The sequence below is a fragment of the Stenotrophomonas sp. 1278 genome (genome assembly GCF_029892765.1).
Taxonomy (GTDB): Bacteria; Pseudomonadota; Gammaproteobacteria; order Xanthomonadales; family Xanthomonadaceae; genus Stenotrophomonas; species Stenotrophomonas indicatrix.
This window is the reverse complement of sequence record NZ_JARXWD010000003.1, coordinates 194961-214174: the sequence shown is the minus strand read 5'-3', so window position 1 is coordinate 214174 and position 19214 is coordinate 194961. Positions and strand designations below refer to the sequence as shown.

At 67.7% G+C, this 19214-nt stretch carries 18 protein-coding genes; 12 read left to right on the top strand and 6 right to left on the bottom strand.

From position 1 onward, the window contains the following. Positions 1 to 37: 37 nt before the first annotated feature. The 11 genes from mqo to M2299_RS04925 all read left to right on the top strand — a co-directional run bounded on the left by mqo (position 38) and on the right by M2299_RS04925 (position 12799). Complete coding sequence (gene mqo, locus M2299_RS04975; RefSeq protein ID WP_025873893.1) at positions 38 to 1729, top strand: malate dehydrogenase (quinone); 1692 nt, start codon at positions 38 to 40, stop codon at positions 1727 to 1729. A gap of 356 nt (positions 1730 to 2085) precedes the next feature. Next, positions 2086 to 4284 (top strand): TonB-dependent siderophore receptor, encoded by a 2199-nt coding sequence (locus M2299_RS04970; protein ID WP_099842104.1) that lies wholly within the window; start codon positions 2086 to 2088, stop codon positions 4282 to 4284. 221 nt (positions 4285 to 4505) lie between these two features. Further along, positions 4506 to 6149 carry a malonate decarboxylase subunit alpha gene (mdcA, locus tag M2299_RS04965; protein ID WP_280883985.1) on the top strand — a complete coding sequence of 548 codons (1644 nt, stop codon included), beginning with the start codon at positions 4506 to 4508 and terminating at the stop codon, positions 6147 to 6149. A gap of 10 nt (positions 6150 to 6159) precedes the next feature. Then, the gene (gene mdcC, locus M2299_RS04960; RefSeq protein ID WP_280883984.1) at positions 6160 to 6480 is read left to right on the top strand and encodes a malonate decarboxylase acyl carrier protein; all 321 of its coding nucleotides are present in this window, start codon (positions 6160 to 6162) and stop codon (positions 6478 to 6480) included. Then, positions 6477 to 7385, top strand: a complete 909-nt coding sequence (locus tag M2299_RS04955; RefSeq protein WP_280883983.1) for a biotin-independent malonate decarboxylase subunit beta — start codon at positions 6477 to 6479, stop codon at positions 7383 to 7385. Before mdcC ends, M2299_RS04955 begins: the two co-directional genes overlap by 4 nt. Before the next feature lie 2 nt (positions 7386 to 7387). Continuing rightward, positions 7388 to 8092 (top strand): biotin-independent malonate decarboxylase subunit gamma, encoded by a 705-nt coding sequence (gene mdcE / locus M2299_RS04950; RefSeq protein ID WP_099844233.1) that lies wholly within the window; start codon positions 7388 to 7390, stop codon positions 8090 to 8092. Next, entirely contained in the window at positions 8085 to 8735 is a 651-nt protein-coding gene (gene mdcG, locus M2299_RS04945; protein ID WP_280883982.1) for a malonate decarboxylase holo-[acyl-carrier-protein] synthase, read from the top strand. The genes mdcE and mdcG overlap by 8 nt, the downstream gene beginning before the upstream one ends. Further along, positions 8732 to 9589 carry a triphosphoribosyl-dephospho-CoA synthase MdcB gene (mdcB, locus tag M2299_RS04940; RefSeq protein ID WP_280883981.1) on the top strand — a complete coding sequence of 286 codons (858 nt, stop codon included), beginning with the start codon at positions 8732 to 8734 and terminating at the stop codon, positions 9587 to 9589. The genes mdcG and mdcB overlap by 4 nt, the downstream gene beginning before the upstream one ends. Then, complete coding sequence (gene mdcH, locus M2299_RS04935) at positions 9586 to 10506, top strand: malonate decarboxylase subunit epsilon (RefSeq protein ID WP_280883980.1); 921 nt, start codon at positions 9586 to 9588, stop codon at positions 10504 to 10506. Before mdcB ends, mdcH begins: the two co-directional genes overlap by 4 nt. A 101-nt stretch (positions 10507 to 10607) precedes the next feature. Continuing rightward, on the top strand, positions 10608 to 11975 hold the full coding sequence (locus tag M2299_RS04930; RefSeq protein WP_032975926.1) for an SLC13 family permease: 1368 nt from the start codon (positions 10608 to 10610) through the stop codon (positions 11973 to 11975). 104 nt (positions 11976 to 12079) lie between these two features. Next, a complete protein-coding gene (locus M2299_RS04925; RefSeq protein ID WP_099842099.1) occupies positions 12080 to 12799 on the top strand; it encodes a GntR family transcriptional regulator in 720 nt (239 codons plus the stop codon). A gap of 136 nt (positions 12800 to 12935) precedes the next feature. Here the strand turns inward: M2299_RS04925 and M2299_RS04920 are convergent, their stop codons facing one another. After that, positions 12936 to 13274 carry a hypothetical protein gene (locus tag M2299_RS04920; protein WP_049466048.1) on the bottom strand — a complete coding sequence of 113 codons (339 nt, stop codon included), beginning with the start codon at positions 13272 to 13274 and terminating at the stop codon, positions 12936 to 12938. 154 nt (positions 13275 to 13428) lie between these two features. On the opposite strand from M2299_RS04920, the gene M2299_RS04915 reads away from it, so the two are divergent. Next, on the top strand, positions 13429 to 14376 hold the full coding sequence (locus tag M2299_RS04915) for a nucleoside hydrolase (RefSeq protein WP_032975923.1): 948 nt from the start codon (positions 13429 to 13431) through the stop codon (positions 14374 to 14376). 4 nt (positions 14377 to 14380) lie between these two features. On the opposite strand, the gene M2299_RS04910 is transcribed toward M2299_RS04915, so the two are convergent. From M2299_RS04910 to M2299_RS04890, 5 genes are all read right to left on the bottom strand, one after another. Further along, entirely contained in the window at positions 14381 to 15655 is a 1275-nt protein-coding gene (locus M2299_RS04910; protein WP_025873906.1) for an MFS transporter, read from the bottom strand. Between the two features lie 92 nt (positions 15656 to 15747). Continuing rightward, positions 15748 to 17061 carry a HAMP domain-containing sensor histidine kinase gene (locus tag M2299_RS04905; protein ID WP_280883978.1) on the bottom strand — a complete coding sequence of 438 codons (1314 nt, stop codon included), beginning with the start codon at positions 17059 to 17061 and terminating at the stop codon, positions 15748 to 15750. Next, on the bottom strand, positions 17058 to 17798 hold the full coding sequence (locus tag M2299_RS04900; RefSeq protein ID WP_280883977.1) for a response regulator: 741 nt from the start codon (positions 17796 to 17798) through the stop codon (positions 17058 to 17060). The genes M2299_RS04905 and M2299_RS04900 overlap by 4 nt, the downstream gene beginning before the upstream one ends. Positions 17799 to 17854: 56 nt before the next feature. After that, positions 17855 to 18400: a redoxin family protein gene (locus tag M2299_RS04895; protein WP_280883976.1), complete on the bottom strand. Its 546-nt coding sequence runs from the start codon at positions 18398 to 18400 to the stop codon at positions 17855 to 17857. 3 nt (positions 18401 to 18403) lie between these two features. Further along, a complete protein-coding gene (locus M2299_RS04890) occupies positions 18404 to 19198 on the bottom strand; it encodes an alpha/beta hydrolase (protein ID WP_032975918.1) in 795 nt (264 codons plus the stop codon). Between the last annotated feature and the right edge of the window lie 16 nt (positions 19199 to 19214).

Sequence of the window (19214 nt, the reverse complement as noted above, 5' to 3'; positions counted from 1 at the left end):
CATCCTGACCCCCTTCCCCGCCAACGATCCCGCCCCCATGAAGAAATTTGGCAAGGCCCTGCTCGCCCTGCTCGTGCTGCTGTTGCTGGTGGCCGCGCTGTTCCTGTACTGGCCGCTGACCCAGCGCTCGGTGCCCGCCGCGAACAACGACAAGCCCGTCGATGTCGTGCTGGTCGGCGCCGGCATCATGAGCATCACCCTGGCCACCTACCTGCAGGAACTGCAGCCGGACTGGAACATCCAGGTCTACGAGCGTCTCGACGGCGTCGCCGGTGAAAGCTCGGACGGCTGGAACAACGCCGGCACCGGCCACTCGGCATTCGCCGAACTGAACTACACCCCGGAACTGCCCGATGGCAGCATCGAGACCAAGCGCGCGGTCGGCATCGCCGAATCGTTCGAAGTCTCGCGCCAGTTCTGGTCGCACCAGGTGAAGGAAGGGCGGCTGAGCCAGCCCAGCGACTTCATCAACCCGACCCCGCACATGAGCTTCGTCTGGGGCGATGACAACATCGCCTACCTGCACAAGCGCCAGCAGGCGCTGGTGAAGAACCCGCTGTTCTACGGCATGCAGTACTCCGAGGACCCGGCGCAGATCAAGCAGTGGGCACCGCTGCTGATGGAAGGCCGCGACCCGAAGCAGAAGGTTGCCGCAACGTGGATGCCGCTGGGCACCGACGTCAACTTCGGCGTCATCACCCGCCAGCTGACCGCCGGCCTGCAGCACAGCCCGAACTTCGGCCTGCACCTCAACCACGAGGTCAGCGCACTGCGGCAGAACGCGGACAAGAGCTGGAACGTGACGGTGAAGGATCTCAAGGCCGGCACCGAATCGACCACCCACGCCCGCTTCGTGTTCATCGGTGCCGGTGGCGCGGCGCTGAAGCTGCTGCAGATGTCGGGCATCCCGGAATCGAAGGACTACGCCGGCTTCCCGGTGGGCGGCCAGTTCCTCGCCTTCCAGGGCCAGGACGTGACCTCGCGCCATGGCGTGAAGGCCTATGGCATGGCCGAGACCGGTTCGCCGCCGATGTCGGTGCCGCACCTGGATGCGCGCAAGCTGGATGGCAAGCCGGTGGTCCTGTTCGGGCCGTTCGCGCTGTACAGCACCAAGTTCCTCAAGCACGGCTCGTGGTGGGACCTGTATTCGTCGGTCAACCACAACAACGTCGGCCCGATGCTGGAAGTGGGCAAGGACAACCTGGACCTGGTGCAGTACCTGATGGGCCAGGCGCGCCTGAACGATGCCGATCGCCAGGCCGAACTGGTCAAGTACTTCCCCAATGCCAAGCCGGGCGACTGGAAGCTGGTCACCGCCGGCCAGCGCGTGCAGATCATCAAGCGTGATCCGTTGAAGGGCGCGGTGCTGCAGTTCGGTACCGAGATCGTGACCGACAAGGACCACACCCTCGCTGCGCTGCTGGGTGCCTCGCCGGGCGCTTCGACCTCGCCGCCGATCATGCTGGACCTGATGGCCAAGGCCTTCCCGGAACAGATGAAGGCCGGTTGGGAAGCCCGCCTGCGCGAGATCGTTCCGTCCTACGGCCGCAAGCTCAACGAAAGTGCCGCGCTGACCAACGAGATCCGCACGTTGACCAGCCAGACCCTGCACCTGCCCTACCTGGAGGTTCCGGTGGAAGCAGGTACGACGCCTGCACTGGCACCGACGGCCGCGCCAGCGCCGGCCAAGGAAAAGCGCAACGCCAACGAGGAACTGCAGGCGCTGTAAGCCTGCGCTTGGCGGATGCCTGCGGACGGCCACCTTCGGGTGGCCGTCTGCGTTTGCGGGCGGCGACGGGGCGGTCCCTCCCGCACGGGAGGGCTCTGACCCGTTCCGGGAGTTTCTCTCAGGGTCAGGGCCCAATGCCTGCGGCAACGGGATCCGATTCCACCCTGACGCTTGCTGCGCGCCTGACAGTCCCTGCGAAATGACGCGAATTGTAATGTTGTTAAGAATTATTTACATTTGCGTCCTGCGCAGTGACCGCGCCCCTCCCAGATGGACCTGACGTGCCCGAAGCCGCCGCCCCGGGTGCTGGACGACTGTTGCCGCCCCTTCCCCCGCCTCTACGCTTCGAGCCCGCCATGACCCAGATTTTCCCCAGCCGCCTGCCCCGCCGTGCGCTGCTGCCCGCTGCCCTGCTGTCCTGCCTCACCCTGGCTGCGCCGTCGGCATTGGCCGAGGTCGCTGCCGACGCCTCCGATGCCAAGACCCTGGACCGGGTGAGCGTGCGCGCCGAGCAGTCCGCGCCGCCATCGAGCACCACCCGCCTGCCGATCACCCTGCAGGAAACGCCGCAGTCGTCCACGGTGATCGGCCTGCAGCGCCTGCAGGACGAATCGTTGTTCAGCCTCAACGACGTGATGCGCAATGTCACCGGCGTCAGCGTGTCCTTCTATGACACCCAGCGCCCGCTGTACTACGCGCGTGGTTTTGCCATCACCGATTTCCAGGTGGATGGCATTCCCACCTACAGCGGCTCGACCAACCAGGAATACGACACCGCCTTCTATGACCGGGTGGAAGTGATCCGCGGCGCCAACGGCCTGCTCAGCGGCGCGGGTGTGCCGTCGGCCACGGTGAACCTGCTGCGCAAGCGCCCGGGCAAGGAGTTCGACGCTTCGTTCTCGGTCAGTGCCGGCAGCTGGGACTACCGCCGCATGGAAGCGGACGTGACCGCACCACTGACCGCCGACGGCCGCTTCCGCAGCCGCGTGGTCGCCGCCTACACCGATCGCGATTTCTATTACGACCGCTACAAAGAGAACAAGATGGCCGGCATGGCCGTGCTGGAAGGCGATGTGACCGACAGCACCACGGTGACCGTCGGCTACCAGACCCAGGACAACAACCCGGTGGGCTCAACCTGGGGCACCGTGCCGTTCTTCGACAGCCAGGGCAACTTCGCCCATCTGCCGCGCTCGACCAACCTGGCACCGAAGTGGAGCTACTGGCAGCGCGAGACCAGCACGGTGTTCGCCAACCTGGAGCAGCGCTTCGGTGACAACTGGCTGCTGAAGATCAACACCGCCTACACGCGTGGCAACGTGCAGAACATGCGCCTGTACGGCACCGGCAATCCCGACCCGATGACCGGCGCGGGCATCTACCTGCGCACCGCCGCCGGCGATTCGGAAGACACCCGCCGCAACGTCGACGCCTACCTGACCGGCACCTTCAACCTGTGGGGCCAGCAGCACGACGTGACCGTGGGCGCGCAGTGGGCCGACCTGGAAGGCACCACCAACACCCTTGCGCTGAACTATCCGCGTGACTGGGCTCGTTGCGGCAGCGAGCGCTGCTACTACATTCCCAACGTGCACACCTGGGATGGCGACATCTCCGAAGTGACCTACACCCTGACCGGCGCACGCCGCGTGGCCAAGACCACGCAGAGCGGCTTCTACCTGGCCACCCGCCTGCGCCTGGCCGATCCGCTGGCGCTGATCGCCGGCGCACGCCTGAGCCGCTGGCAGACCCAGACCCGCGCCTACAACGCGGCCGGCGCTTACACCGCCACCAGCGGCGCGTACAAGGTGAGCGATGAAATCACCCCGTACGTGGGCCTGGTGTACGACATCACCCCGAACGTGGCGGCCTATGCCAGCTACACCGAGATCTTCAACCCGCAGAACTACAAGGACCGCAACGAGAACCTGCTGGCGCCGGTGCAGGGCTCCAACCTGGAAGCGGGCCTGAAGACGCAGTGGTTCGACGGCCGTTTGACCGCCAACGCGGCGGTGTTCGAAGCCAAGCAGGACAACTACGCGGTGCGTGACATGAGCGTGCCGGAAGGCTCGTTGAGCGACGGCAGCTCGGCCTACATCGGCGTCAACGGCACCAAGGCGCGCGGCTGGGAAGTGGACGTCAACGGCGAGATCCTGCCGGGCTGGACGGTCAATGCCGGCTATACCCACGTCAAGGTGACCCGCGCGGCCACCGACCTGCTGTACGCCAATCCGGCCGAAAACCTGCTGCAGCTCAACACCCAGCTGCAGCTGCGCGGCGCGCTGGAACGCCTGAGCATCGGCGGTGGCGTGCAGTGGCAGAGCAAGGTGCAGGGCTACAACATCCCCTACCCGGTGGGTGTGGGCACCACGGTGACGGTGAACCAGCCGGCGTATGCGCTGGTGCAGTTCAACGCCAACTACCGCATCAGCGACAACTGGACGGCGACGCTGAGCGTGCGCAACGCGCTGGACAAGACCTACTGGGCCAACCTGGACTACAACAACTACGGCGAACCGCGCTTCGTGGCGGCCAGCCTGCGCTGGAAGTTCTGAGCAACCCGGGAACGGTGGGTGCCGACCATTGGGGGGTGCCCACTGTTGGGGGTGGGTGCCGACCGTTGGTCGGCACGCTTCTGACGCTCCGCCACGACCCACGGTCGTGGCCCACCTGAATGGGCCCGCCTTCGCGCGGGCCTTTTCTTTGCTGCACTGCGGGTTGCACACCCCTCCGTAATTATGGCGTAATTATTCCAACGCCATTCGGAAGTCCGTCGATGAACCCGAGTTGGGACACGCTGGAGCGGGGCCGCCAGGCGCGGCTGGAACGCGCCGCGCCATGGGCCAGGGGCCACGAGGTGGCGGCTGGCGATGTCGCCGAGCTGCTGCTCGCGCTGCTGGAGCCGGGCGACAAGGTCTGCCTGGAAGGCAACAACCAGAAGCAGGCCGACTTCCTCGCCCAGACGCTGGCCGACCTCGACCCGGCACGGGTGCATGACCTGCACATGGTGCAGTCGGTGCTGTCGCTGCCCTCGCACCTGGATGTGTTCGAACGCGGCATCGCCTCCAGGCTGGACTTCTCCTTCTCCGGGCCGCAGTCGGTGCGGCTGGCCAACCTGGTGGCCGAAGGACGCATCCAGATCGGTGCCATCCACACCTACCTGGAACTGTTCGGCCGCTACTTCATCGACCTCACTCCGCGTGTGGCACTGGTCGCGGCGCAGGCTGCCGACCGCCACGGCAATCTCTACACCGGCCCCAACACCGAAGACACGCCGGTGATCGTGGAGGCCACCGCATTCGGTGGCGGCATCGTCATCGCCCAGGTCAACGAGATCGTCGACACCCTCCCCCGCGTCGATATTCCTGCCGACTGGGTCAACTTCGTGGTGCAGGCGCCGCGCCCGAACCATATCGAACCGCTGTTCACCCGCGATCCGGCACAGATCTCCGAGATCCAGGTGCTGATGGCGATGATGGCGATCAAGGGCATCTACGCCGAGTACGGGGTGAACCGGCTCAACCATGGCATCGGTTTCGATACAGCAGCAATCGAACTGCTGCTGCCGACCTACGCCGAGTCGCTGGGGCTGAAGGGAAAGATCTGCCAGCACTGGGCGCTCAACCCGCACCCGGCGCTGATTCCAGCCATCGAATCGGGTTTCGTCAAATCCGTGCACTCGTTTGGTTCGGAACTGGGCATGGAGAAGTACATCGCCGCGCGCGGGGATGTGTTCTTCACCGGCGCCGATGGTTCGATGCGCTCCAACCGCGCGTTTTCGCAGACCGCAGGGCTGTATGCCTGCGACATGTTCATCGGCTCCACCCTGCAGATCGACCTGCAGGGCAACAGCTCCACCGCAACGCGCGACCGCATCGCCGGCTTTGGTGGTGCACCCAACATGGGTTCGGATGCACGCGGCCGCCGCCACGCCAGCGACGCCTGGATCAAGGCGGGCCAGCAGGCCGCGCGGCCCGGCGAGATGCCACGCGGGCGCAAACTGGTGGTGCAGATGGTGGAAACCTTCCGCGAGCACATGGCGCCGGCCTTCGTCGACCGCCTCGATGCCTGGGACCTGGCCGAGCGCGCGAGCATGCCGCTGCCGCCGGTGATGATCTACGGCGACGACGTCAGCCATGTGCTGACCGAGGAAGGCATCGCCAACCTGCTGCTGTGCCGCAGCCCGGAAGAGCGCGAGCAGGCGATCCGCGGCGTGGCCGGCTATACCGCCGTGGGCAGGGGACGGGACCGCGCCATGGTGGAAAACCTGCGCGACCGCGGAGTGATCCGCCGCCCGGACGATCTCGGCATCAACGTGCGCGATGCCAGCCGCGATCTTCTTGCCGCGCGTTCGGTGAAAGACCTGGTGCGCTGGTCCGGCGGTCTGTACGAGCCGCCCAAGCGCTTCCGCAACTGGTAAGGGCCACGCCATGGAAACCCTCGACTATCGATTCGCCGGCACGACGCCCGTGCGCTTCCCCACCGATGCGGTGCTGGTGGGCGTACTGGCCTCGGGCAACCTGGAAATCCTGCTGGAACCGGCCGACCTGGACGGTGCGATGACCGTGCGCATCATCACCGCTGCACGTGGCTTCGGCACGGTATGGCAGGCGGTGATCGCCGACTTCGCCAAGCGTCATCCCCTGCGCGATGTACGCGTGTCGATCAACGATGCCGGCGCTACACCGGCGGTGGTCAGCCTGCGCCTGGACCAGGCCGTCGAGACCCTGCTTGCCGGAGGCCAGCCATGACGCTCGCACAGCGCACCAGCTATTACGAAGCCGATGCCCGCGCGCGCATCGCCGGGCTGCTTGATGCAGGATCGTTCCGCGAATTTCTCGGCCCGGCCCAGCGCGCCATCAGCCCGCATCTGGCGCAGCTGGACCAGCCGGCCGCCTTCGACGATGGCATCGTCGTCGGTGAGGGACGCCTGCACGGCAAGCACGTGCTGGTAGCCGCACAGCAGGGTGAATTCATGGGCGGCGGCGTGGGTGAGGTGCATGGCGCCAAGTTGACCGGCCTGCTGCGCCGCGCAGCGGACACCCATCGCGATGGCGTGCTGCTGCTGCTCGATACCGGCGGTGTGCGCCTGCATGAAGCCAATGCGGGATTGATCGCCATTTCCGAAATCATGCGCGCCACGCTCGGCGCGCGGGCCGCCGGGGTACCGGTGGTGGCGCTGATCGGCAGCGGCAACGGCGCCTTCGGTGGCATGGGCATCGTCGCCCGCTGCTGCAGTACGGTGATCATGTCCGAGGAAGGACGGCTGTCGCTGTCCGGCCCCGAAGTGATCGAGACCGTGCGCGGCGTGGAGGAATTCGATTCGCGCGACCGCGCATTGGTGTGGCGGGTGACCGGTGGCAAGCACCGCTACCTGATCGACCAGGCCCAGGTGCTGGTGCCCGATGCGATCAGCGCGTTCGCCGAGGCCGCCTCGGATGCGCTGCAGCCAGACACCGCCAGCGCCGACCCCGACGCGGCACTGGCCGCGCTGCAGGCACGCCACGCCGCGCTGAAGGCGCGCGTACAGGCGTGGGGCGACTGCAACGATGGCCTGCAGATCTGGGCACGCCAGGGCATTGCCGACCCGGAACGCCTGGCGCTGCTGGAAACCGATGCCTTTCTTGCCGCCACTGCGCAGCGGAGCCTGCCATGAGCCTGCCATTGAATTCGCTGCTGGACGCACTGTTCCCGCGTGGCCATACGATCGCGGTGAACGATTCGATACTGACCGGCACAGCGACCACCGACGACGGTGAGGTGACGGTGATCGGCACCACCGACAGGATCGAAGTCGGTGTGGACCACGCGCTGGTGCTGGCCGACACCGTGCTGGCCAGCACCGCTGCACATCCGCAGCGCCCCATCGTGATGCTGGTCGATACCGCCGGCCAGCGGCTGGCGCGCCGCGATGAACTGCTGGGCATCAACGGCTACTTCGCCCACCTCGCACAGACCCTGGACCTGGCCCGCCGCCGTGGCGCTCGCCTGGTCACGCTGGTCTACGGCGAATCGGTCAGCGGCGGCTTCCTGTCGTTCGGGCTGATGGCCGACCTCATCCATGCCCTGCCCGATGCGCAGGTGCGGGTGATGGATCTGCGCGCGATGGCACGGGTGACCAAGCAGCCGTTGGAAAAACTGCAGGCGCTCAGCCTGACCTCGCCGGTGTTCGCACCGGGCGTGGAGAACTACGTGGCGATGGGCGCAGTGCAATCGCTGTGGGATGGCGATCTGGCGCATCACCTGCTTGAAGCACTGCGTGCAGCCGTCGACGGTGACCATCGCGCTGCACTCGGCGCCGAACGGGGTGGCCGTACGCTGGCTGCGCAGGTAGCCACTGCTGTGAGCCAGGGCAATGCCTGAGCGGCCCGCCCGGCACACGCTGGTCTGGCTGTCGGCCGATGCCGATTGGCGGGCCGACCTGCCCGCGCACGAGCCGCGTCTTGCCGCCTGGTTCGCGCAGGGCTTCCCTGCAGTGGTGGCGCGTCGTGCCGCGGATGATGCCGATACGCGCCTGCGATTGGGCGTTCCGTTGCCACCGGCCGAAGGCAAGCAGCGCGTGTCGTTGCGCGTACCGCTGTGCGACGTCGCGCACATGCGCGCTCCGCCGGCGTTGAGCGAGCTGCTGGCAGCAGGCGACGCAGGTATTCCACAGCCGTGGCAGGAATCACTCCACGACCTGCAGGCACTGGCGCCGGCCCGTGTGTTCGGCGCCTTCGCCTGGCAATGGCTGACCGCCCTGCCCTATATACATGAGCGTTCGGACATCGACCTGCTGTGGCAGGTGACCGATGCCGCGCAGGCCGAGGCGCTGATCGCGCAGTTGCTGGCATGGCAGACCCGCCATCCGCATCGCCTTGATGGCGAGCTGTGCCTGCCCGATGGTGGCGCGGTGAACTGGCGCGAACTTGCCGGCCGCAGTCGCCAGGTGCTGGTGAAACGCCTTGATGGAGCCGCATTGGAAGCGCGTGATGCACTGTTCGCCACGCGCGAGGCGATCGCATGATCGCCGCCCCGAAGCCGTTGTTGGCACGCGACGCGGTGGTCGACAGCGCACGCCTGGGACGGCTGGCCATTGCCAGCCTGCACGCCGAACTGGCGTGCGCCCCGAAGCCGGGCCTGGTCACACCGTTCGACAGCGGCAGCCATGACGACATGGATGCCGGCACTTTCCTGCGCAGTCTGTTCGCCCTGCGCCACTACTTCACGGCGGTGGCCAGGGCCGGTGCCGCCGGCGCCCCCTTCACGGTGCTGCGCGATCACGGTATTGCCGCTGAAGCGGCCATGCTGGCCGCCACCGCCGGCATCAACACCCATCGCGGTGCGATCTTCAGCCTTGGCCTGCTGGTGGCCGCCGCTGCTGAGCGCAGGCGCGTGCATGGCCATGCCGTGCCGGGCGCGCAGGTGTGCCTGGCGGTTCAGCAGTGGAAAGACGCACTCATCGCTGCGCCGCTGGACCCGCACAGCCCGGGACAGCGCGCACGTGCGCGTCATGGGGTCTGCGGCGTACGCGAACAGGCTGCCGCCGGCTACCCGGTGCTGCGCGAGCTGGCCCTGCCTGCCCTGCGCCATGCGCTGGACAGCGGCCTGCCGCGCGACGCCGCGTTGTGCCAGACGCTGATGCAGCTGGTGGCACAGGTGGACGATCTGAACCTGCTGCATCGCGGCGGTAGCGAGGGCCTGCGCTGGGCGCAACAACAAGCGGCCACATTCCTTTCCGCCGGTGGCGCCTTCGCGCCGGACTGGCGCGTGCGCCTGCAGTCCATCGGAAATGCGTTCGTGAGGCGTCGGCTCAGCCCGGGTGGCAGTGCCGATCTGCTGGCCTGCGCCTGGTTCCTGCTGCAGCAGGAGGGCGCATGAGCCTGGCCCTGCTCTGCCCCGGACAGGGTGCGCAGCATCCGGCGATGTTCGACCATGTGCGCGGCATGGCCGCTGCACGCGCGGTACTGGATGCGGCGAGCGATGCGCTGGGGCGCGATGTGTTCGCGGCTGCGGCCGCCGACGACCGCTTCGACAACGCGCAGGCGCAGCCGCTGCTGTGCGCCGCCAGCATCGCGCACTGGCATGCCCTGCGCGGCGCCGTGCCGGACCCGATCGTGGTGGCCGGGTACAGCATCGGCGAACTGGCGGCACATGCCATCGCCGATAGTTTAGACGTGACCACCTGCCTGTCCCTGTCGGCGCAGCGTGCACGATTCATGGACGCCGTCAGTCCGGTCGATGCCGGAATGCAGGCGATGCTGGGGCTGGATCGACAGACGGTGCAGACGCTGTGCGAAATCCACGGCACGCACGTGGCGATCGCCAACGGCACAGATCATTTCATCGTTGGCGGCACGCTGCCGGCACTGCGTGCGCTGGCCGCTGCCGCGCACGCACAGGGTGCCGAGGTGCGCGTGCTGCCGGTACATGTGCCGGCGCATACGCCACTGCTGTCGGCGGCGGTCACACCGTTTGCCGCCGCACTGCAGGCCACCACGTTGCACGCGCCGCGCCTGCCGTTGCTGGCCGGCATCGATGCACGGCCGGTGCGCGACACCGCAGCGGTGGTGCACACGCTGTCCGCGCAGCTGGCACAGACCATCGAATGGGCACAGGTGATGCGCCAGGCCTTCGAGCGCGGCGCGCGGGTGTTCCTGCAGCTGGGCCCGGGCAACGCACTGGCACGCATGATCGCGCCGGCCTATCGGTGCTGCGAGGTACGCGCGATCGAGGAATTCCAGAGCCTGGACGGCGCGGCGGCGTGGGTCCGCAGCGCGCTGCAGCGGCTGCAGTAACGGGTTTGAGCAGTACGTAACGCGCAGTACGTAACAGGCCATACCCCGGGATGGCGGGCTTCCATCCGTGCAACACGCGAATCAGGTGTCTGGGAGGGCGCATGACTCCACAAATTGCAACGATCATCGGTCTGGTGATCATGTTCATCGTCGCCACCGCGATGCCGATCAACATGGGCGCCGTTGCCTTCGCACTGGCCTTCATCGTCGGCGGGCTCTGGGTCGACATGGGGGGCAAGGAGGTTCTCGCCGGCTTCCCGGGCGACCTGTTCCTGACCCTGGTCGGCATCACCTACCTGTTCGCGATCGCGCAGAAGAACGGCACCATCGACCTGCTGGTGCACTGGGCGGTGAAAGCGGTACGCGGCCATATCGTGGCCATCCCGTGGGTGATGTTCGTGATCACCGCCGTGCTGACCGCCTTCGGCGCGCTGGGCCCGGCCGCGGTTGCGATCATCGGCCCGGTCGCGCTGCGCTTTGCCAAGCAGTACAACATCAATCCGTTGATGATGGGCCTGCTGGTGATCCATGGCGCGCAGGCGGGTGGCTTCTCGCCGATCAGCGTGTACGGCAGCATCACCAATGGCGTGGTGCAGAAGGCCGGGCTGGAAGTCACCGAAATGGCGGTGTTCCTGACCAGCCTCGGCTTCAACTTCATGATGGCCACGATCTGCTTCTTCGCCTTCGGAGGCATCGCGCTGCTGCGTCGCGGTTCGATCACTGCGGCGGGCACGGTGGGCAACGCGGAGCTGGCGATGGCCGGCGGCCCGCAGGCTTCGTCGCGGCAGTTCGCCATCGAAGGCCACGGTGCGCTGGTCGCAGCCGGTGGTGGCACCCTGTCCAACGATCCGGTGGCACTGGATGCGGTGGGCCTGACCCGCGAGCGCTTGTTCACCCTGATCGGCCTGCTCGGCCTGGGTGTGGCCGCGCTGATCTACAACCTCAACGTCGGCCTGGTCTCGATCACGGTTGCGGTGGTGCTGGCCCTGCTGTCGCCGCAGAGCCAGAAGGGTGCGGTGGACGGCATCAGCTGGTCCACGGTGCTGCTGATCTGCGGCGTGGTCACCTACATCGGCGTGCTGGAACATGCCGGTGCCGTGGACTTCATCGGCCACGGCGTCTCCAGCATCGGTATCCCGCTGCTGGGCGCGCTGCTGGTCTGCTACGTGGGCGGCATCGTCTCCGCATTCGCCTCGTCGGCGGCGGTACTGGGTGCCACCATTCCGCTGGCCGTGCCATTCCTGATGCAGGGCCATCTCAGTGCCGCAGGCGTGATCTGCGCGCTGGCGGTGTCCTCCACCATCGTCGATGTCAGTCCGTTCTCGACCAACGGCGCACTGGTGGTGGCCTCGGCCGCGAAGGAAGAACGCGAAACGCTGTTCCGCCGCTTCCTGGTCTACAGCGGCCTCGTGGTGGCATTCGGCCCGCTGCTGGCGTGGCTGGTGTTCGTGGTGCCGGGCTGGATGTAAATGCCTGCGGTAGTGCCGGTCGCTGGCCGGCAACCTCGTGGATCCGTCGATCGGTCACGGGTTGCCGGCCAGCGGCCGGCACTACCTGGCGTTACACTTTCCGCATGACCATCGCTCCCGCTCCGCGTCCTCCGAAGAAGCGCGCCCCTCTGTATGAGGAGGTGGCAGAACACGTGCGCGAGCGGATCTACGACTACCGCCTGCCGCCGGGCGAGTGGATCGACGAGCCGGCGCTGTGCGAGGAACTGGCCATCAGCCGTACGCCCCTGCGCGAAGCGTTGAAGCTGCTCGCCGCCGAAGGCCTGGTGCAGATCGATGCCGGCCGCGGCGCACGGGTAACCCGGCTGACCCTGGAAGACCTCAACCAGCTGTTCCCGGTGATGGCGATGCTGGAAGGCCGATGTGCGCATGAAGCGGTCAAGCACATCGATGACGCAGGCGTGCAGCAGCTGGAGGACCTGCACGCGGCGATGGAAGCGGCCGCCACCGAGGGCAACATCGCCGAGTACTACCGCAACAACTACCTCATCCACGAGACAGTGCAGCATTACGCCGGCAACCCGTGGCTGATCCGCATCACCCACGACCTGCACCGCATCCTGAAGATGCATCGCGGCCGCCAGCTGCTGGCGCCGGGCCGCACCGCGCAGTCGCTGGCCGAACACCGCGAACTGATGGACTGCTTCCGTCAGCGCGATGCTGCAGCCGCCGAACGCACGATGGAACGCCACCTGCTCAGCCAGGGCCAGGCCTTGGCTGCGTATGTGGCCAGCGGCGGATTGTTGAACGTGCCTGCGCCGTTGCCGACCGAAGGCGGAAGCTGAGCTCATGGGATTGCCGGCCAGCGGCCGGCACTACCCCGGCGAGGCCCGGTCACGTTAGTGCCGGCCGCTGGCCGGCAACCTCGATAGGTCACGTCCGGGTAGTGCCGGCCGCTGGCCGGCAACCTGGAATCTCTCCTCAATCGCCGCCGCCGCAGCTGCCGCCGTCTCCGCCCCCACCGCTGTCGCCACTGCTGCAGTCGGAACTGCTGTAGCTGTGGTGGCTGTTGCTGTCTCCGGAATAGCCCCCGGAGAAATCAGCCGGTCCACCGCTGCTGCCATCGGCGCGCGCGGGCGAACCATCGGCGGTGGCCATCGCCATGCACACGATCGCGCCGACCAGTGGCAGCAGCCACACCACCAGCAGCTGCCCGGCGCGGCTGCTGGCGGGAAGGTCATCGCGGCCCAGCACCACGAAACTGGCCACCAGGTTCAGCCCCAGCACCAGGGCAATCAGGACGAGGGTCACAGCCAGCATGGCGCAGCTCCTTGCGACGGGTTCGGGCCCGCAGACGATACCACCGCCGCCGGTTCGCCCTGCCTGTCATGAAGATGGGACAATGTGGGGCGCGCCGGCCTGCCCTCGGGGCCGCCGGCCCCCCTGCACCAGACGGAAGAAGAAGAACAACAACATGCTGAAAGTCATTTTCGATACCGACCCGGGCGTCGACGACGCGCTGGCGCTGCTGTACCTGCACAAGCACCCGCAGATCGACCTGATCGGCGTCACCACCACCTTCGGCAATGCCTCGGTGGAGTCGACCACCCACAACGCGCTGTACCTGAAGCAGGCCTGGGGCCTGTCCGCACCGGTCGCGCGCGGCGCCGACGGCCCGCTGCAGCCCGAAGCCACCCCGGAAGCCTGGCCGGTGCACATCCATGGCCACAACGGCCTGGGCAACCACCCGGTGCCGGAAGCGCTGGACGCAACCGCCGACAGCCGTCCCGCGCACCAGCTGATCATCGACCTGGTGCGCGCCCATCCGGGCGAAGTGACCCTGGTGGCGGTCGGCCGCATGACCAACCTGGCGCTGGCCCTGCAGCAGGCCCCGGACATCGCCGGCCTGGTGCGTGGCGTGGTACTGATGGGCGGTGCGTTCCACGTCAACGGCAACATCACCCCGGCGGCCGAGGCCAACATCTGGGGCGACGCGGAAGCGGCCGACATCGTGTTCACCGCCCACTGGCCGGTCACCGCGATCGGCCTGGACGTGACCACCCGCGTCGAGATGAACCGCGACGGCCTGGACAAGCTGGCCGCGATCGGCGGCGCCGATGCCGAACTGGTGCGCGCCCTGTCGCAGGACTACGTCGACTTCTATCTGCAGGCCGGCCACAAGGGCATGGTCGTGCACGACTGCTGCGCCTGCATCGCCCTGACCCGCCCGGAGCTGTTCCAGTTCGAGCGCGCCAGCGTGCGCGTGGCCACCGACGGCGTCGCCCGTGGCATGACCATTCCCAAGCCGGAAGGCATGGGCTTCGGCCCCAGCGTGTGGGACGGCCATGTCCTGCAGTCCATCGCCATCGGCGTGGATGCGGCCGCGGTGCTGGCCGACATCGAGCAGACCCTGAAGGTCTAAGCGCTCACTGCCCGCCCCGGGACACGGGGCGGGTCTTCGGCACGGTCTCCGGCAGCGTCCACAGCACCGGCAGCACCAGCACCGCCACCAGCGCGATCATCGCCCCCGGCGCCGCCGCCCAACCGCTGCGTTCCACCCACCATTGCGCCAACCACGGCGTCGCCCCGCCGAACACTGCGGTGGCCATGGTCACCCCCAGCGCCAGCCCACTGACCCGGCCCTCGCCGGGGAACTGCTCGGCCGTAGCCGGTGCCGCCACCGCACTGATACCGCCGGCCACACAGGCCAGGCTCACCGCTGCCAGCACGATGCCCAACGGCGCAGCAGAGGCCATCCAGCCGAACATCGACAGCGGCAGCAGCGCCGCCAGCACCGTCAGCCCCAGCAGCAGCGGTCGCCGCCCGAAGCGATCGGACAACGCGCCGCACAGCGGGGTGATCGCGATCACCGCCACCGCCGCAATCGTCGACAGCCACAGCGCATCACCTTCATCGTGTCCCTGCGCGTGCAGGAACGCCGGCACATACGTAATGCCCACGTAGTAGGTGATCGAACCCAGTGCGGAAATCGCGAACGTGCGCGCCACCGCACCAGGATGGTTGCGCAGCACGTGCCGCAGCGGCGTAGCCGGAATGCTGCCTTCGCGCCGCTGCCGTTCGAACTCCGGCGATTCGTGCATGCCCGAACGCGCGATCAGGATCACCAGTGCCAGCGCCGCGCCGAACAAGAACGGGATCCGCCAGCCCCAGCTGTCCAGCTGCGGCGCAGGCAGCAGGGCCACGGTGAGCGCGGAGATGGCCACTGCCAGCAACGCGCCCACTTCGCTGGCCGCCGAGGCCAGCGAGGTGACCAGGCCACGTCGTCGCGCCGGCGCGCTTTCCAGAAGATAGGCGACCACGCCTGTGTATTCGCCGCCCACGGAGAAGGCCATCACGCAGCGCAGGATCAGCAACAGCACGCCAGCAGTCGCACCGGCGGTGGCCGCGGTCGGCAGCAACGCGGTGGCCAGCATGGCCGCGGCCATCAGTGCCATCGAGGCCAGCAGCATCCAGCGCCGACCGAGCCGGTCACCCAGGTGGCCGAAGCACAGCGCACCGAGCGGACGCATCAGGTAGGACACCGCGAAGCCGGCCAGGGTGACCAGCATCGCCTCTTCGCCACCGCCGAAGAACACCCGCGACAGCACCGTGGCAAAGTACAGGTACAAGGTGAAGTCGTACCACTCCACCACCGTGGACAGGCCGGCCACCCACATCGAGCGCTGCCGTCCTGCGGTCATTGCGTGCTTTCCTTCATGGCCGCAGCGTGTCATGAAGGCGGTGACGATGCAGTAGATCCACGCCATGCGTGGATGGCCTGCCCCGCCAGACTTCAGGCCGGCAACTGCAACAGCGCCTGCAAACCGCCGCCCTCGCGATTGTGCAGCCGTAGAGAACCACCGAGCGATTGCGCCAGCTGCACGGCGATGGCCAGACCGAGCCCGGTACCGCCGGTATCCCGGTTGCGTGAGCTCTCCAGCCGATGGAAGGGCGCCAATACCGCCTGCAGCTGGTCTTCGGGAATACCGGGGCCACGATCGGAAATCCGAATCCACACCCTGCCCACCTCGTCGCGACCGGCATCAATCTCCGCGCTCCCGGCATAGCGCAAAGCGTTGTCGACCAGATTGCCGACCACCCGCCGCAGTGGTTGCGGCCACGTCTGCACGATCAGGCCGCTCGGGGCGCCACCACTGACTGGCTTGCCCACGTCCTGGTAATCGCCGACCACGCTGGACAGGAATGCCGCCAGATCCATTGCCACCGGTTCACCACTGGCCACATGGCTGCTGCGCGCGTACGCCACGCCTTCGCGTACCAGCTGTCCCAGATGGTCCAGATCGGCCAGCAGCCGTTGCTGGGTGGCGTCTTCAGGCAGCGTTTCCACCCGCAGCTTCATCCGCGTGATCGGCGTCTGCAGATCGTGCGAGATCGCCGCCAGGATCTGCAGACGTTCACTGACATGACCCCGGATGCGGGCCTGCAGTGCGTTGAGTGCCGTTGCTGCGGTGCCTACCTCCGCGGGACCGCCTTCAGGCAGCGCCGGCCCGTCCTGGCCGGGCTGCAGGTGCTCCATCGCGTGCGACAGCTGTGCCAACGGCCGCATCGCCAGCCGCACCGCCAACCATGCGCACAGCAACAGCAGCGCCAGCTGCGCCATCAGCACCAGCGGTAACCAGCGTGCCAGTGGCAGGCCGGACGGTGTGACCTCGATGGTCAGCGGCGTGCCGTCGTGCAGGCGCAGCTCCACTTCGAAGCGCTCGGGCATACGCGAGACCTGCCGCGCCTGCAGCGGATATCGATGCCGCAGACTGTCATCGATGATGCTGGTGACCTGCCGCGCACGATCAGTCTCCGGCGCAGGGCCGGCCGCGGCCGGGCGCAGCAGATAGCGGTAGGTTCGCCGTTCCAGACGCGGCACCCACGCTTCGCGCTCGCTGGCGGGCAAGCGCTCCAGCAAGGCCACGCTCACGGCTACGTCCTCGTCGAGGTTGCGCAGCATCATGCTGCGGGTGGACTGGTAGCGCTCGTAGAACAGCAGGCCGAACGACAGCGCATGGGCCAGAGTCAGCCCACCCAGCAGCAACAGCAGCAGCCGCGCCGACAGCGTGCGCGGCCACGGCAGGCGGCGCGCCGCGGCGTTCATTCCTCCGGCCCCAGCAACTGCACCGGCACGCTGAACACATAGCCTTCGCTGCGCACGGTCTTGATGTAGGTCGGCTCACGCGCATCGTCGCCCAGGCGCTGGCGCACGCGGCTGACCAGCAGGTCGATCGAGCGGTCGAACAGCTCCGCATCGCGGCCCTGGGTGAGGCTGAGCAGCTGGTCGCGGCTGAGCACACGGTTGGCGTGGTCAAGGAACGCGCGCAGCAGCCGGAACTCGGCGCCGCTGAGCGGATAGGCGGTGTCCTGCGCGTCCAGCAGGTGGCGGGCGGTGGTATCCAGGCGCCATTCGCCGAAGGCCAGCTGGCGGCCGGCTTCACTCACCTGCAGGTTCGGCGGCAGCATCTGCGTGCGGCGGATCACCGCGTTGATGCGTGCCAGCAGTTCGCGCGAGGAGAACGGTTTGGTCACGTAATCATCGGCGCCCATTTCCAGGCCGATGATGCGGTCGGTCTCATCATCGCGGGCGGTCAGCAGCACCACCGGCACGGCGCGGTGCTTGCCGGCCCGCAGGTTGCGGCACAGGCTCAAGCCATCCTCGCCGGGCATCATCACATCCAGCACCACCAGGTCCACCGCATGGGTGTCCATCAGCGCGCGCATCGCGCGGCCACCATCGGCCTGGCTGACGCGCAGGCCGTTGCGCTGCAGGTAGTCGGCCAGCATCTGGCGGATGTCGCTGTCATCGTCGACGACAAGGATGTGCGGTACGTGGTTCATCGTATTCTCTATCGAGGCAGGGGCGAAACCGCGCGGCGCGGCCATGGTAGCGCGGCTCAGGGGCTGGCCAGCAGGCGCTGGATCTCGCTTTCAGTACGCGCATAGTCGCCTTCACCGTAGTGCCGGTAGACCACCCGCCCCTGCCGGTCGATCAGGTACAGCGCGGGCCAGAAACGGTTACCCCACGCGTTCCAGATCCGGTACTGGTTGTCCTGCACCACCGGCCAGGTGATATCCAGCCGGTGGATCGCACGGCGCACGTTTCCCGGCAGCCCTTCATACGCGAATTCGGGGGTGTGCACGCCGATCACGTGCAGGCCCTGTTCCGCGTATCGGCGATGCCACTGGTGAACGTACGGCGCCACGTTGAGGCAGTTGCTGCAGGTGTAGGTCCAGAATTCGACCAGCACCACCTGCCCGCGCAGCTGCTGCAGGGTCAGCGGCGGGCTGTTGTGCCATGGCCCACCGCCGCTGAATCCCGCAGCGGGTGCGGCCTCGGCAGTCTGTGCACCGGCTTCGGGGCTTGGCCACGCAAGCAGCAGCGCAACGGCGCCGAGCAGGGACAGCAGCAGCGGCACGGTATAGGCACGACGCGTGGCCATTGCTCAGCCCCCCTGCTCGGCCAGCGGCAGCTCGGCCGGCTTCACACCGGCAGCTTCCAGGATGCTGTCGGCCACCTGCGCGGGGTGCGAGAGCAGCGAGACATGGCTGCTGCCGATCGACTGCAGCTGCGCGCCAATGCGCTGCGCGGTGGCGACCTGCAGCTGCGGCGAGAGCATGCGGTCATCGCGGCTGACCACGTACCAGCTCGGCTTGCTGCGCCATGCCGCCGTGGTCACGGCCTCACCCAGCGCACTGGCCTTCAACGGCACCTGCGTGCTGTACAGCAGGGCGGCGGCCTTCTTCATCACGTCGGGTGCGAAATCCTGGGCGATGGCATCGGCCGGCAGGGTCAGGTAACCGTCTTTCTCCTGCAGGCGGGTCAGCCCGGGGCCAACCGGGAAGCCTTCGCCCTGCTGCGCGGAGGACTGGCCGACATCCGGTGCGAACGCGGCCACGTAGACCAGCGCCTGCACCTTGGGATCGTCGCCCGCTTCGGTGATGACCGTGCCGCCCCAGCTGTGGCCGACCAGCACCACCTTGCCGGGCGCGGCAGCGATCGCGCGACGGGTAGCGGCAACGTCATCGGCCAGCGAGGTGAGCGGATTCTGTACCGCCACCGCCGGCAGCTTCCAGGCATGCAGGGTGCCGATGACCTTGTTCCAGCTGGAGCCATCGGCGAAGGCGCCATGCACCAGGATGATGGTGGGCGGCGCGCCGGCATCGGCCTGCACGGCGAAGGCGGGGGTGGCGGCGCCGGCCAGGGCCAGGGCAGCGGCAAGCAGGGTGGTGCGGATCATGGGTGGCACTCCGGTG